The sequence below is a fragment of the Paenibacillus sp. J22R3 genome, from assembly GCF_056269305.1.
Genome location: NZ_JBWDNS010000002.1, coordinates 710,009 through 724,314, shown reverse-complemented (window position 1 = coordinate 724,314; position 14,306 = coordinate 710,009). Strand labels below are relative to the sequence as shown.

The window sequence follows — 14,306 nt, the reverse complement described above, 5'->3', positions numbered from 1 at the left end:
AACAAAAGGCTGCCAAATGGCAGCCTTTAATCTGTTAAATATTCGAAAACTTAGCAAATCGCTGCTTGTACATCTTCTCGAGACCAAGCGAGATCAAATGGAAGCCGAATATAAACACCGTATAGACCAGAAGCGGAATGAACAGCAGCCAACGATTAATATCCAGATTACTGCGTGCTTGTCCGATCAATCCGCTCCATTCGTTCGTGCGGCTAATGTATTCGGGCAGTTCGGGCCACGGATTGTTGTACACTAACGTACCCCCGACGTAGATATGGAAGATTGCCAACTGTCCGAACAACCCCAGGATCAATACGATCTCTTGGACGAACAGGATGATGAAGCTTTCCATTAAGTGGGGCAGAAGATGCGTCCGGATGATGGTCCGGTGGCTTGCTCCGATCGACTTGGCGGAGAGGATAAACTGCTTCTCGCGAATGACCATCGTTTTCTCTTTCACCGTAGATGCGACTGTCGGGATGCCGACAACCGCCAAAACGATGGAAAGAATGAGTGTCAGCTTTAAAGGAGAAGATGCCGGATTCAAGGATATGCCGATCATGATCATCCAAACAATAATTAAGATCGGAATGCCGTTTAACATATTCCACATCGGAAGACGGTCAGCTCTGGAGGTCTTGCCTTTTCCCAGAAAACCAAGCAGCATCCCCAGCACACCACCAATGCATATGCGGGTTAGCGCTATCGATACCGTTGCGATAATCGTATATTTTGCCCCGTCCAGCAGCTTCGCCATCAAATCGATTCCGTATTTATCCGTTCCAAACGGATAGCCGGCTGACGGTGGACTAGGCGGCGCAATAATCGTGCCTTTGCCATTCTCGTCGACCTGATAATCGAATGCAAGATGTTCGTTTAGATCATGAGGAGCGATATAGTGGCCGAAGAAGGAAGCCAAGATAATTAGAACTGTAATCGTCAGACCGGCCAACAAGGTTTTGTTCATCGTGCAAACACCTTCTCCCAGCCGTAAAGCAAAGCCCTCAAGATGGCAAACAAAATAACATAAAGCAGCAGCATCGTGAAGATTCCGTTCACGACCAAATTGTACTGGTACCCTTCATAGGCATAAGCATTGGAGAATACCAGCAGCGTCACGCCGTTCAGGTTATACAAATATTCGAAGATGAACAAATTCCCGAACAGGATTCCCATAAACTTATGCAAATCCGCTTTCACAAAAGGCAGTACGTTAGGCAGCGCGTGAAAGAAAATAATATAGCGTTTGCCAAGCCCCCGTGCTTTCGCGAAACTGATATAGTCTTCTGTCAGCGTCTGACTCATGTGAAGCGTGACGTTGCGAATCATATAGATCGCAGGAATGATGATCGCCGAGATTAGCGGCAGCGCGACCGCCGGATCATCCGTCGAGAAGCTTGCAACCTGGAAGAAGACAAGGCCGGTCTCGTCCGCTATGAATACAATCAGAAACTGCAACAGCAAGACGATGACGAAATCCGGCATCACACTCAACAGTTCCAACAGGCTCTTAAGCCATCGCGCGCGCGTAACTGCAAAATAGACGCCGAGCAAAATGCCGACCGTCATGCCGATGGAGGCACCGACAATCATATACGAGAATGTAAGCGTAAAGCTGCTTCCGATTTGTTCCAAGAACGAGTGCTCGGTCTTGCCGGCCAAGTACATGAAGCTTTGTCCGTTTGCAAGGCCTTCGATATAGCTGATCAAACGCGTCAGTCCCTCTGACCAGTGGAATTGCAGCGAACCGTCCATATAGCCTTGCTGCAGAACAACCGGAACCATGGCAAATACAAGGACGAACAACAGAATGCCCAGTATAATCGAGCTGTACTGCGTTAGTTTTGTCATGCTGCAACCGAAGTCCCTTCTACAAGAATTCATCGCCGGTAAACGCAACGAGCGAAAGAATGAACAGCAAGGAAATAAGCACAAACACACCTAAGCAAATCGTAGAAGAAATTTTCTGTGAACGTGGTGAAACCGTAACGCCCCAGCTAATCAGGAATGCCCAGAGACCATTGCTGAAATGGAACACGGCCGACAATACGCCAATGACGTATAGAATGAAATACGCCGGATTCACGGCAATGTGATGCATGGTCGAACCGAGTTCCTCATGCGTTATATGACCCAAGTAAATTTGAAGACGCGTATTGAAGAAATGCCAGAAAACGAAGATAAACGTAAGGACCCCCGTAATGCGCTGCAAAGTGAACGCCCAGTTACGCTCGTATTTGTATTGTCCGGAGTTCAGATTGGACTGAAAGGCCATGTACAGTCCATAAATAGCGTGAAACAAGATCGGCAGGTAGATCCCAACAATCTCGAGCAATGGCTTAAGCGGCAAACTGTTAATAAAATGCACGTAGGTAGCGAAGCCTTCCGGTCCGCGCTCAAACGCTTGAAAGTTGATTGATACATGCACAAGAATAAACCCTCCGAGAGGAATTACGCCAAGCAGTGAATGCAATTTACGCCAGTAATAGGAATTTCTTTTCATTATTTCGCCTCCCTATAAATGAAACGATTCAGGGTTCTCATCTGTGACAAAAGAGCAATCGGCAGCTACATGGCCTGATTGTTCTTTGTTCTAAATTGGGGATAACCTAAGCATCGAATCACCATAATAAGATGACTTATTTTTCTTAGACAGGCGGTGAATGGGATGTCCTCCAATCTACATAAGGCATTAAAGGAGATCACAAATTCGGCAGACTTTATGCAAACAACCCAGCTGATTCAAAATACTCCTATCCATTTTTCTTACTATGCAACGCTCATCAGCCATGAACAACTCCACCACGATGTCCTCTCTTTTTTGCAATTACCCGATGATCCGATAACAAATTTGCAAGAATTAAAAACCTCGATTCCCATCGAAGGAATCAAGGTCTCATCAAGCCTCGATGATATTATTAAAAGCTTGTCTCACGGTTCAATCTTTATTCAGTTGGATCTCGATATAAATGAAGGGCTTATCTTAGATACCGCAGACTTGAAACTGGGCCATCGTGGTCATAATGATACCGAAAATGAATACAGCGTTATCGGCCCGAAGGTCGGTTTTGTCGAATGCATAGATATCAACTTGTCTCTGCTTCGAAGAGGACTTTCATCCGAGAAGCTTCAATTTGAAGAACTCATCATTGGCTCACTTTCCAAAACAAGAGTCGTTATCGCTCATTTGGAGGGCATTACGAATCCTGAGTACGTTAACACGGCAAGGCAGAGACTCATGGATCTGGATTTTGACGTATTGTTTGAAACCTCTCTTCTGGAACAGTTGATTACGGACAACTCGAATTCACCTTTTCCGTTATTTTTGTCAACTGAACGGCTGGACAGAACCATGTATTCGTTGATAAATGGGGAATTAGTCATTTTATGTGACGGTTCTCCTATCATAATCGCGGCCCCGGTCAGCTTATTCAGCTTCTTCATTTCACCCGAGGATTACTATTTGCCTTGGATTATGGGCTCGTTTTTTCGTCTCATTCGTTATTTCGGGGTTGCGTTTTCCATTCTGGCGACTTCCTTCTATGTTGCGATTCTTACGTTTCATTACACGGTCATTCCAAGGGATCTAATAGGTCCGATTATCGAATCCAGAAAAAACGTTCCCTTCCCCCCTTTGCTGGAAGTTCTGTTCTTGGAGGTCACCATCGAGCTGCTGCGCGAGGCCGGATCCAGGCTTCCTACAAAAGTCAGCCAAACGTTAGGTATTGTAGGCGGAATCATACTTGGGCAGGCAGCGGTGCAAGCCGGCTTAACGAGTAATATTCTACTCATTATCGTTTCTCTCTCGGCATTGGCTTCCTTTACGACGCCTATCTTCAAAATCTCAAACACGATACGCTTTTTGCGTTTTCCATTGATCGTGCTGGCATCTTTGTGGGGCGGTTTAGGCATCATGATTGGGATCATGATATTATTGTGCCATTTATTACGTTTGAAATCATTGGGTTCGCCGTATATTGCGCCCCTCTTCCCTTTTCGCCCCAATAGTTTCAGCGACAGTATTATCCGTTCTTCCTTTACGCATCTTTCCCATCGATTTCCCACGACGCGTCCGGGTTCGCCCAAACGATTTTCGGTACCCAAAAATAAAGATCTTGGCGACGACTACAATCACGAATAAATGTTTTGCGGATAGGAGGATGAAAGTATGAAGGGGCTTATCCCAGCTCTTATCTGCTGCTGCTTATTATGCGGTTGCGCGCAAGAGCGGATCGTCGACCGCATTAATATTATCCAAAGCATTGGGATAGACAAGGAAGGGGAGACCATTAAAGTAAGTGCTTCTTTTCCTTCCTATATAAAAGGCGCTCGGGAACAAGCCTCCCCGATAACCGCGGAGTCTAACGTCACGTACGGGTTATTCACAGCCCTAACGGCAAAGTCTTCGCAGCCTATCGAAATCGGTCAAATGCGTACATTGGTCCTCAGCGAACCATTCGCACGAGAAGCCATTGATGAGTTTGCCGAGATCATTAATCGAGAATCAATCAAAAGCAGCAATGCTACGATTGTCATAACCAAACAAAATGCAAGCTCGATCATCTCCGCTACTTCTAAAAAGCCGCCTTATTACTTGTCGGAGTTAATCGAAAATAACATGAAACATGGGAACACGCCGAAGGCCAATTATCATTCCTTCTTAAATCAATATTATGGAGAAGGGCAGGATCTTTATTTACCCGTTATCAATAGAGATAAGGGCTTATTATATATGGATGGTATCTGCGTCTTTAAAGGAGACGAGCTCAAGCTATGGTTAACAGCCGAAGAAGGATTATATGTAAAGCTGCTTACAGACAAAGCCTTGACAGGCGAATATGATTTCAAGCAAGGTCCAAAAGAGATGTACTCCTTGATCATCCTGCGCGGAAAGAGAAAAATTGCCGTTGCGCAGGACGGAAAAACGAAGATATCCCTTCGATTATCCATCGCGCTTAGAGAGATTCCGAAGGAAATTAACGTTCAGAAAGAAGCCGATATGCAGAAAGTAAAAGAACAAATCGAGACGAAACTATCTTCGGGAATCACAGCGCTGCTAACTCGTTTACAGAAGAACAAGGTCGATCCTGTCGGCTTCGGAGAATCCTATAGATGGCAGCATAGAACGTTTAACGAGCCTCATTTTTATGAAGAAATCTACCCGAATCAAGTTTTCGAAGTGAAAGCGAAGATTATTATTACATACTCAGGGGTTGGGCAATAGTGCAGAAGCTCGTAAAGGAAAACTACACGATTTCCGGATATTTTGTATTTTTCTTAATCAGCACTTCCCAAGCTGCCGCTAACATCTTTAATTTTCAATGTCTGATTGCCGTTCATGCCGGACAGGATGCTTGGATTTCGATTATGCTGATGGGTTTGAGCTTGCATCTGATCGTCTGGATGGTGTTTAAGATGCTCGGTAATCCGGCGAAAGACGTTATTGACTTGCATAGAAGGATCTTCGGCAGGATCATAGGCAATGCCTTTTCTCTGCTGTTAGTCGGATACTACTTCATTATGTCTCTTTATTTTCTGCGGGCTTACATCGAAATCATTCAAGTGTGGGTGTTTCCGAATATCCGAACATGGGCTCTGGCAGCGCTCTTCAGTTGCATCATTTACTATATCGTATCCGGCGGGTTCAGGGTTGTTGCCGGCTTTAACTTCTTTTACTTGGCACTGCTCCCGCTGCTCTTTTGGCTGTACTTCCCGATTCGACAAGGCAATTTCCATCATTTATTGCCCCTGCTCAATCACTCTTTTCTTGATTTGCTTCGAGGTTCCAGAGCTACGGGTTTCATTTTCTTCGGACTTGAAGCTTTGCTTATTTACTTTCCTTTCTTAAAATCACCTGAAAAAAACGTGAAATGGGCGCATTTTGCCGTGTTATTCTCAACGCTCAAATATATGGCAATCATGATGGTAACCATCATGTATTTTAGTCTGGGGCTGCTGGAACATTCGCTGTGGCCTACTTTAGCCATGACGAAAATTACGGAGCTGTCCTTCTTTGCAAGGTTTGAGTTTGTTCTGATTTTTATTTGGCTAATGATCATCATTTCAACGGTTTGCATCCCCATTTGGTGCTGTACGAGAATTATGAAGAGGGTTGCCTCGTTTAAACCCGGACTGTCATTACCGATTCTATTGGCGGCCCTTTTCATCGCCTCGCTTATGTTTAACGAACGAACGAAGATCATTGCATTTGGAACGTTTATAAACGATATAGGCTTTTATTTCAATTTCGCCTATATCCCGATCCTTTTCATTATCTCTTGCGTGGTAATAAAGTCGAATTCGGCTGGCGGCGGGCCGACACTAGGGGAAAAGTAAAAAACCATGGATCAACTCCATGGTTTAAAGTGGCCTCTTTCGTTACGATGCCATTAGTCGATATGTATCCGGTTACCTCTAAACACCACATTACTGCAGGCCAGCAGCCGAACAGCCTCTTCCGTTCGGTTTAGCACCTTACCGGATGCGGGTACGACAAGCTCATTATTCAGAACATGCAAGCCCGAAGTGCTCTTAGCATGCAAAATATCACCGGCGATCATTTCGAAACGGTTGTCTTCAATCCGGACTTGTTGATGTACCGGCTGTTCGACTCTAACCTCTCGATTCTCAGGAGCGACTAGTATGACAGGGTGATCCTCATTGCCGCACGCTAAGAACCGGTTCATCCTAATCGTTACATCTCGAACCATGCCGGACTCGAACCAGCTTTCGGCGTCATCGGCGATTAGAATGGCGCTCATGCCTGTCCGTTCAAATCGATTGTTCTCGATTACAACCTTTCGCCTTGTCGTGACCAATATGCCGCGCGTCGGAATACAAGCAAACCGATTGTTGCGGATGGTAACCTGCGGTGTCCATGTGACATTCTCCACTACATCGCGTTCCTCGATCGCATCCGGCACCTGCTTGTCGAAGGTGAGCAGCCAATCTCTGGCATGAATTCTACTAACTGCTTCTACAATAAGGCTGGAATAAGGTATTAACGTTCGCGCTTGAATAAACTCTACCTCATCACCTGCGAAGAAAGGCTCGAAGCCGTAGGTTTGCCCATGCATATATCGAACGACAACTTGGTTCCGGGACGGACGATCCACGATTCTCAGATGGGTGCCATGCACGTTAATGGCGTCATCATGCGCCCCTTCAAAATCACTGTTCTCGACGCGGATGAGTCCACAGCATCCCGAGACATGAATCAAATCAGCAAATCCTGCGCATGTCCGGCCGGATTCGGCGCGAGGCTTCATGCTCATCTCTTCGAATGAAACATTCTCGCTGAACTGACACACAATGCCAAGCCCATGCATGTAATGCATGCCGACCTTTGACCATGTTACGTTCCGGCTGCGTACCACGAAAGAACCCACTTGATCGCGGATGCCATCGCGCAGCTGAAATACGTTACCGACTTTCGTATCCGGCATGTCCTCGTCATAATGCAACCGTAAGCGTTTCGGCTCTAATTCTTCTAACTTCACCGCGTCCATGATGGGATGCTGCGGGATACGCCTGATCGTATTGTTGGCAGGATCATATTGGGCTGCCGGTCCTCCTTGGTATCGCCAGCCTTCTCCGATCCAGAACAGCTCTCCTTGATGATCAAGCTCATACCAAGAGTCGGGCTTGACGCGAACATCCAGATGACGACGGCCTACAGACTCGACTACCATCTCCGACATGGTCGCACGCTCGAAATCGATCGATAGATTTCGAATCTGAATGTTCTCGCAGCCATCGATGACCAGAGGCGTCATTTTCCCATGGAATACAAAGAGCGAACCGTTGCCATCGAGCGTAATGCCCTTCATTCCTTTCAACAACAGCCCGATGGTCTTGCTCACATCCGGATTCTCGGATTCGCTCGCTGTGTTGGTAATATAATAGGGTACCTTCGCTGCAAGCTCGGGATAGAAATCGTATCTGCCCTTCGCGATCGACAGGGTTACCGGACTATCGTACTCCTTCAACTTCTCTATTGCCTGTCGGAAGTACGGCACGGCATCTACTCCGAGATCAGGCTTTATTCCAACATTCATCGTGTGCACGATGTTCTCCATTAATTATCACCTCTTCTCCTTGCCCTTCACCACGAGCGTAGTCACGCTTTCACCCTTAAACGTCCACGTACGCGGAGTTGCACCTGTGAATACGCGCTCCAAATCAGAATCTGCCGATGTTTCGTAAATTTCGGTAATCGTTCCCTCTCCATCCGTACCGATATCAATGCCGGAGGTAACATTCTCTTTGCTGTTGTTGACGACCACAAGCGTTACGCTCTCTCCACCGTTGTCGGTAAACGCTGCGACCTTCAGCTCCGAATGATCGCAGTGCGCCTCGTTTCTTACATCGCCGGGTCGAATGAATTTACTGTAATTTCCGAATGCCCATAGCCGTTTCGTTTCCTTAATCCGCCCCTCTGCCTCATCGACATAAACCAGTCCGTCGCGGAAGTCGTATTTGGACACGGCGATCCAATACTGCCACGAAGTCACGCCGCCAATGGTGATATCCTCATGGACGAGATTCGCTAGATTCAGTGCGGTTTCCATGCCATAGTCCGCTCCGCCCTCCATTTCGGTCCACTCCGACATCCAAATGCTGAGATTCGGCTGCTCCCGGCGAATAAGCTCGGTGAACTCTTCTTTGTACACGGGATTAGAAACATGAGGTACATAAGAATGTACGGCGATATTGCCGATACGACTCATGAGTTCCTTATCCTCAGCCAACTTGTAATAGTACATCCTTGCGCTTGTCCATTCTCCCGCTTCGATCGCGGATATGCGGACAGGCAGCCCTTGTTCTTGCATTATACGGTCTAAAGCTCGATAGACGAGCAAACATTCCTCAGGCGTGTAATGACAGCCTTCTTGTCCGTTCTCTGCATTCCATAACCACATCGGCTCATTAATCGGGGAAATCCATTCCACAGGCAAACCTTCGACTTCAATCAGATGCTTGACGACATCAACGAGGTACTGAGCGAACTGCTCTTCCATGCCTTCACGAATATTCGACTTTCCTTCTTGATGTCCGGAGGTCATCCCGCTTATCGTCATTCTAGGCGTTGGACTGTTAGCAAACGCCACGATTTGCTTAGCACCCTTCTCTATAGCCATCTTCATTACCGCCAGAGCTTGCGCATCCCTGCTCCAGTCATATTGTCCTTCGGCCACTTCAACACTTTCCGCGCGCCGCCACACATCCTCAATTTCCTCGCCATCACCGGCTCCGATATTGTGACGATAGATCGTCATACCGATACCTTTGTTGGAATCATAAAACAATTCCAGTAATCGAGCTAATTCCGACTCCTGCCAGCTGCCCGTGTGCTGTGCCCACCATGCGCCCGAAGCACCGAAACCCTCCATGCGTTGTTTCTTGTCTGCCTGTTTGATTTCAATCCGATATTCTCCCATACGCTCACCTTATCTCTCATTAGTATGTGCTGTGCGTTCTCATCACGGTGCCTCATGCAGAATACCGGTTAACAGAATCTCGATCATTTCTTTCAACGCTGCGTCGTAGGTCAAATTCAAATCCAGCAAGAACCGATCCTTCAACATGCGATCCATTGTCCCCACGATCATTTCCTTCAGAATCAAGGGATGAATCGGCTTAATCCGCTTCTGCCGTATCCCTTCCTCAATTAAAGCAATTGTCTGATCCCAATCCGCCTGCAGATGGCCTTCGATCTCCGCGAACAGCTCCGGGTATGTCTTCTCGATTTCGTAGGCACGCCTATAATCGAGTACATCTGAGAATGCAGGCATAATAGGAATAACACGCTTCAGCTTCTCGATTACATCCAAGGAGGCATCCGATAATATCCGCTGCTCCTGCTCCTTAATACTTGCAAAAGCTTCTTGAATAAACAGGCGAATAACATCTTCCTTATTGCCTATTTGCTCATATAATGTTCGTTTGGAGATACCCAGCTTGGCAGAAAGGTCATCCATGGTAAACCGAATTCCTTTCTCGTCGAATGCCTCTATAGCTGCTTTCATGACCCGAGATTTTAATTCCATCCTGTTACACTTCCTTACTGCTTCACTTGTGAAAGCGTTTGTAAAACCAATAAAACTGTATTGGTTTTCTGAGTTTTATATACAAAATATCATACCTTTAAAGACTATACAAGACATCTTTCACCGACGCTTAAATCATATATAGAACTAAAAACCGAATAGGTGTCCATACTATAGAGGAAACGTATAAACTAGATCCTTTCTGAGGAAGTGAACGTACATTGACGACGAAATCTGTACCGAAAGAACAAACGGAACGTGAAGGAAATGCTTTGTTTCTAACCATGAAAATTACCGCATGGGTAGCGTTTATTATTGGTGTGGTGTTGTGTCTCAGCAACTATGAGGATTTCAGCGACAATAACAGCTCATTAATGACCGGGATCGGCTGTTTGGTCGGCAGCGTGTTCATCTATACGATTGGTACGGCGATAAGCCTTGTGCAGAAACGCAAGGCGGAATCCGAATAAGTATCTTCATATTGATTTACTTCTGGGCTGTTTCCTTATATGAGGAACAGCCCTTCTTCTGTAGATTGGCCTTGCAACAACCGCGGCTGTAATATTGATCGGCATTCCGGGGAAAATTAAGTTAATCCAAGGTGATGTTTAGGAGATGAGGAACTGTTGAATATGTCAAAGCTCATTCGGCTGTTGACCACAAGCGGCGTCTTGGCAAGCACCGCCTTGTTTGCATCGGGCTGCAAGTCCATGATTGTCTTCGATCCGAAAGGACCTATCGGCATGCATCAGCGCGATCTAATCTATTTCACGATGCTGCTTTGCCTCATCCTATTGGTTCCGGTGTTAATCATTACAGCCTGGATCGTATGGCGCTTCCGCGACAAGAAAGGTAACAACGCGCCCTATCAGCCTGTATGGTCACACAGCACCAAACTCGAGATTACCTGGTGGAGCATTCCCATCCTTGTCATTCTGATCTTAGCCATTGTGACTGTACGATACACATACATGCTGGATCCGGCTAAACCGATCACGTCCGACAAGAAGGCAATTACGATCCAGGCAACGTCGCTGGACTGGAAATGGCTGTTCCAGTATCCGGATCAAGGTATCGCCACCGTCAACCATCTGGTCATTCCCGAAGAGACTCCCATTAAGTTCGAGCTTACCTCAGACGGCCCGATGAACGGGTTCTGGGTGCCGCAGCTCGGGGGGATGATTTACACCATGTCTGGCATGGCGACGACGATGTATCTTCAAGCTGATGAGCCCGGTAATTATATGGGTACCGGATCTAATTTTACAGGCCGCGAATTCGCCAAAATGGGCTTTACGACCAAAGCCGTTCCGCAGGCGGATTTCGATCAATGGGTGGCAGACACCAAAGCCGGCGGGAACGCCCTGTCCGAAGAGGGCTATCAAGCTCTTGCCAAACCGGGGACTTCAGACAAGGTGACGTTCGCTTCCATCCCGCCCGGCTTGTTCGAGCGAATCGTCCATGTCTACTCCATGAGCCGCGGCGCACCTCCGGGTTATACGCAGAAGGCGCAAACACTCAGCGGAGAAAAGGCAATTGAACATTCGGAAGGCGGTCAGTTGCCGCCCGGAAATAATGCGCAAAAGGATACACCGGACGACTTAGAAAGCCTCGGCTCCGGACACTCCTATCATAAATTGGACAACATGCACATGTATCATGGCAAATGAGAGGAGAGGCTTCCGTGATGGACCAAATTAAAGATTTCGTCTCGTGGTTCTTTGTCACAGGCGACCCGTTGATTTATGGGGCGGATGTGGCGATATCGCTGACGACGGTAGCTATTATCTTCGTGCTTAGCTATTTTGGCAAATGGGGTTGGCTGTGGCGGGAATGGCTGACGACTGTCGATCATAAGCGCGTCGGGATTATGTACATCATTGCTGCGCTGCTGATGCTGTTCCGCGGCGGCGTCGATGCGCTGATGATGCGGACGCAGCTCGCTTTTCCCGAAATGAAATTTTTATCGCCGGAGCACTATAACGAGGTGTTCACCACTCATGGCGTCATTATGATTCTGTTCATGGCGATGCCGCTCATGTTCGGCTTATTCAACATTGCCGTACCGCTGCAGCTTGGCGCGCGTGACGTCGCATTCCCGTTCCTGAACTCGCTTAGCTTCTGGTTATTCTTCTTCGGCGCGATGCTGTTCAATATGTCATTCGTTATCGGCGGTTCCCCGAATGCCGGCTGGCTGTCGTATCCGCCGCTTTCGGAAATGACGGGCAGCCCCGGAGTAGGCGAAGACTTCTACATCTGGGGTATTCAAATATCCGGGATCGGATCTCTGATGACAGGAATTAATTTCATTGTCACCATTGTCAAAATGCGTGCGCCTGGGATGACATGGTCGAGGGTGCCGATCTTTACTTGGTCGGTACTCTCAAGCTGCATTGCGATTATTGTTGCGTTCCCTGTGCTAACGGTAACGTTAGCGCTGCTGTTCCTGGACCGCTTCTTGGGCGCACACTTCTTCACGATGGATGGCGGCGGTAACGCCATGATGTACGTCAACCTGATTTGGATGTGGGGCCATCCGGAGGTCTATATTGTCGTTCTGCCCGCCTTCGGTATTTTCTCAGAAGTGGTGGCGGCCTTCTCGAAGAAGCGTTTGTTTGGCTACGGGTCCATGGTGTTTGCGATGATGAGCATTAGTCTGATGGCCTATTTCACTTGGCTCCATCACTTCTTTACAATGGGCTCGGGTGCTAACGTCAACATTTTCTTCGCCATATCCACGATGATTATTGCGATTCCTACAGGTGTTAAAATATTTAATTGGCTGTTCACCATGTACCGGGGTCGGATCTCGTTCGCAACGCCAATGCTTTGGACGATCGGGTTCATTCCCTGTTTCGTCGTTGGCGGCATGACCGGCGTGATGCTCTCGGTAGCCCCTGCGGATTTCCAGTTTCACAACAGCTATTTCCTCATCGCTCACTTCCATCAAGTCCTCATCGGCGGAGTAGCTTTCGGTTACTTTGCGGGTTTGTATTACTGGTGGCCGAAGATGTTCGGCTTCAAGCTGAATGAACCTATCGGCAAGTGGGCGTTCTGGATATGGAACATCGGTTTCTATGTCTGTTTTATGCCTCAATATATAGTGGGACTAGACGGCATGACACGCCGTATCAATTCGTACGACTGGGATACGGGCTGGTGGGCACTCAATTTCACATCGACCATAGGCGGTTTCCTGATGGGCCTCGGCTTCCTATTCCAGGTATGGCAGATCGCACACAGCATCAAGTTTATGGAGAAGGATACGACCGGCGATCCGTGGGGAGCCCGTACGCTGGAATGGTCCATTCCCTCGCCCGCGCCGCTCTATAACTTTGCGACGACGCCTCTCGTAACGGACCGAGATGATTGGTGGGAAGAGAAAGAACGCATCGCCGCAGGGAAAATGCCTAAGAACAAACTGGCGCTCGAGCCTATTCATATGCCGAAAAACTCGCCGATCCCTTTTATCCAATCTATCTGCTGGTTTACAGTCGGCTTTGGTCTTGTTTTTCACTGGCTCTGGATTGCGATTCCCGGTTTCATCGGCATTGCGCTGACGATGCTCGCTCATTCGTTCAACTACGATACCGATTACTATATCCCGGTCGATGAAATCAAACGCACGGAAGCAAATGCAAGGGGGAGTATCTGATGGCGCACGCTCATGCGCATGAGGGCGGCCATGATGGCCATCACGATCTGGAGGAGCTCCGTAAATTCGGCTTCTGGATCTTCTTGATTACCGACTGTATCTTGTTCGCGACTCTGTTTGCCACCTATCTCGTGCTTCATGAGAGTACTGCAGGCGGGCCGGGGGCCAAAGAAATCTTCGAAATGCCCGGCGTCATCGTCGAAACGTTCATCCTTCTGACCAGCAGCTTCACGAGCGGTCTGGCTGTGCTCGCATTGAATGCGGGAAGCCGGAAAGGACTGATAGGCTGGCTTGTTGTGACGATCCTGCTCGGTGCCTGCTTTATTGGCATGGAAGTGTCTGAGTTTCTGAAGCTCATACACGAGGGCCATACGATTCATTCCAGCGCTTTTCTGTCAGGCTTCTTCACGCTTGTAGGTACGCACGGGCTGCACGTCTCGCTCGGCATCTGCTGGATCACCGCGTTGATCATCCAGCTGACCCGGCACGGCATTACACCGGTGACGCAGCGAAAAGTACATATCACCAGCTTGTATTGGCACTTTCTGGATGCCGTATGGATCTTCGTATTCACATTCGTTTATTTGATGGGAGTGATGTGA

Annotated in this window: 13 protein-coding genes; 7 read left to right on the top strand and 6 right to left on the bottom strand. The window is 47.8% G+C overall.

Translation table 11 applies throughout. The features are described from left to right. Positions 1-34 precede the first annotated feature (34 nt). The 3 genes from AC0YN4_RS11390 to AC0YN4_RS11380 are packed head-to-tail and all read right to left on the bottom strand — an operon-like array spanning position 35 to position 2,503. Positions 35-967: an ABC transporter permease gene (locus AC0YN4_RS11390; protein WP_475781586.1), complete on the bottom strand. Its 933-nt coding sequence runs from the start codon at positions 965-967 to the stop codon at positions 35-37. After that, positions 964-1,851, bottom strand: coding sequence for an ABC transporter permease subunit (locus AC0YN4_RS11385; RefSeq protein WP_475835834.1), 888 nt, complete (start codon positions 1,849-1,851; stop codon positions 964-966). Before AC0YN4_RS11385 ends, AC0YN4_RS11390 begins: the two co-directional genes overlap by 4 nt. Before the next feature lie 19 nt (positions 1,852-1,870). Next, a complete protein-coding gene (locus tag AC0YN4_RS11380) occupies positions 1,871-2,503 on the bottom strand; it encodes a succinate dehydrogenase cytochrome b558 subunit (protein ID WP_475781584.1) in 633 nt (210 codons plus the stop codon). 165 nt (positions 2,504-2,668) lie between these two features. On the opposite strand from AC0YN4_RS11380, the gene AC0YN4_RS11375 reads away from it, so the two are divergent. The 3 genes from AC0YN4_RS11375 to AC0YN4_RS11365 are packed head-to-tail and all read left to right on the top strand — an operon-like array spanning position 2,669 to position 6,336. Then, positions 2,669-4,141 (top strand): spore germination protein, encoded by a 1,473-nt coding sequence (locus AC0YN4_RS11375; RefSeq protein ID WP_475781583.1) that lies wholly within the window; start codon positions 2,669-2,671, stop codon positions 4,139-4,141. A gap of 27 nt (positions 4,142-4,168) precedes the next feature. Then, positions 4,169-5,224: a Ger(x)C family spore germination protein gene (locus AC0YN4_RS11370; protein WP_475835833.1), complete on the top strand. Its 1,056-nt coding sequence runs from the start codon at positions 4,169-4,171 to the stop codon at positions 5,222-5,224. After that, a complete protein-coding gene (locus tag AC0YN4_RS11365; protein WP_475781581.1) occupies positions 5,224-6,336 on the top strand; it encodes a GerAB/ArcD/ProY family transporter in 1,113 nt (370 codons plus the stop codon). The genes AC0YN4_RS11370 and AC0YN4_RS11365 overlap by 1 nt, the downstream gene beginning before the upstream one ends. A gap of 53 nt (positions 6,337-6,389) precedes the next feature. Here AC0YN4_RS11365 and AC0YN4_RS11360 read toward each other — a convergent pair whose 3' ends face one another. The 3 genes from AC0YN4_RS11360 to AC0YN4_RS11350 are packed head-to-tail and all read right to left on the bottom strand — an operon-like array spanning position 6,390 to position 10,049. Then, a complete protein-coding gene (locus AC0YN4_RS11360) occupies positions 6,390-8,078 on the bottom strand; it encodes a right-handed parallel beta-helix repeat-containing protein (protein ID WP_475781580.1) in 1,689 nt (562 codons plus the stop codon). A 6-nt stretch (positions 8,079-8,084) separates the two neighbouring features. After that, positions 8,085-9,440, bottom strand: coding sequence for a glycoside hydrolase family 30 protein (locus tag AC0YN4_RS11355; protein WP_475835832.1), 1,356 nt, complete (start codon positions 9,438-9,440; stop codon positions 8,085-8,087). Positions 9,441-9,482: 42 nt separating this feature from the next. Then, the gene (locus AC0YN4_RS11350; RefSeq protein ID WP_475781578.1) at positions 9,483-10,049 is read right to left on the bottom strand and encodes a TetR/AcrR family transcriptional regulator; all 567 of its coding nucleotides are present in this window, start codon (positions 10,047-10,049) and stop codon (positions 9,483-9,485) included. A 221-nt stretch (positions 10,050-10,270) separates the two neighbouring features. Between AC0YN4_RS11350 and AC0YN4_RS11345 the strand changes: the two genes are divergently transcribed. The 4 genes from AC0YN4_RS11345 to cyoC all read left to right on the top strand — a co-directional run bounded on the left by AC0YN4_RS11345 (position 10,271) and on the right by cyoC (position 14,306). Beyond that, positions 10,271-10,519 (top strand): hypothetical protein, encoded by a 249-nt coding sequence (locus AC0YN4_RS11345; RefSeq protein ID WP_475781577.1) that lies wholly within the window; start codon positions 10,271-10,273, stop codon positions 10,517-10,519. Positions 10,520-10,675: 156 nt separating this feature from the next. Further along, positions 10,676-11,719: a ubiquinol oxidase subunit II gene (gene cyoA / locus AC0YN4_RS11340; RefSeq protein WP_475781576.1), complete on the top strand. Its 1,044-nt coding sequence runs from the start codon at positions 10,676-10,678 to the stop codon at positions 11,717-11,719. Positions 11,720-11,736: 17 nt separating this feature from the next. Next, positions 11,737-13,704, top strand: coding sequence for a cbb3-type cytochrome c oxidase subunit I (locus AC0YN4_RS11335; RefSeq protein ID WP_475835831.1), 1,968 nt, complete (start codon positions 11,737-11,739; stop codon positions 13,702-13,704). Continuing rightward, on the top strand, positions 13,704-14,306 hold the full coding sequence (cyoC, locus tag AC0YN4_RS11330; RefSeq protein ID WP_475781574.1) for a cytochrome o ubiquinol oxidase subunit III: 603 nt from the start codon (positions 13,704-13,706) through the stop codon (positions 14,304-14,306). Before AC0YN4_RS11335 ends, cyoC begins: the two co-directional genes overlap by 1 nt.

Excerpts from the sequence above, each read along its gene's own strand:
- AC0YN4_RS11390 (WP_475781586.1), bottom strand. The coding sequence starts at position 967 with ATGAACAAAACCTTGTTGGCCGGTCTGACGATTACAGTTCTAATTATC.
- AC0YN4_RS11385 (WP_475835834.1), bottom strand. The coding sequence starts at position 1,851 with ATGACAAAACTAACGCAGTACAGCTCGATTATACTGGGCATTCTGTTG.
- AC0YN4_RS11380 (WP_475781584.1), bottom strand. The coding sequence starts at position 2,503 with ATGAAAAGAAATTCCTATTACTGGCGTAAATTGCATTCACTGCTTGGC.
- AC0YN4_RS11375 (WP_475781583.1), top strand. The coding sequence starts at position 2,669 with ATGTCCTCCAATCTACATAAGGCATTAAAGGAGATCACAAATTCGGCA.
- AC0YN4_RS11370 (WP_475835833.1), top strand. The coding sequence starts at position 4,169 with ATGAAGGGGCTTATCCCAGCTCTTATCTGCTGCTGCTTATTATGCGGT.
- AC0YN4_RS11360 (WP_475781580.1), bottom strand. The coding sequence starts at position 8,078 with ATGGAGAACATCGTGCACACGATGAATGTTGGAATAAAGCCTGATCTC.
- AC0YN4_RS11355 (WP_475835832.1), bottom strand. The coding sequence starts at position 9,440 with ATGGGAGAATATCGGATTGAAATCAAACAGGCAGACAAGAAACAACGC.
- AC0YN4_RS11350 (WP_475781578.1), bottom strand. The coding sequence starts at position 10,049 with ATGGAATTAAAATCTCGGGTCATGAAAGCAGCTATAGAGGCATTCGAC.
- AC0YN4_RS11335 (WP_475835831.1), top strand. The coding sequence starts at position 11,737 with ATGGACCAAATTAAAGATTTCGTCTCGTGGTTCTTTGTCACAGGCGAC.
- cyoC (WP_475781574.1), top strand. The coding sequence starts at position 13,704 with ATGGCGCACGCTCATGCGCATGAGGGCGGCCATGATGGCCATCACGAT.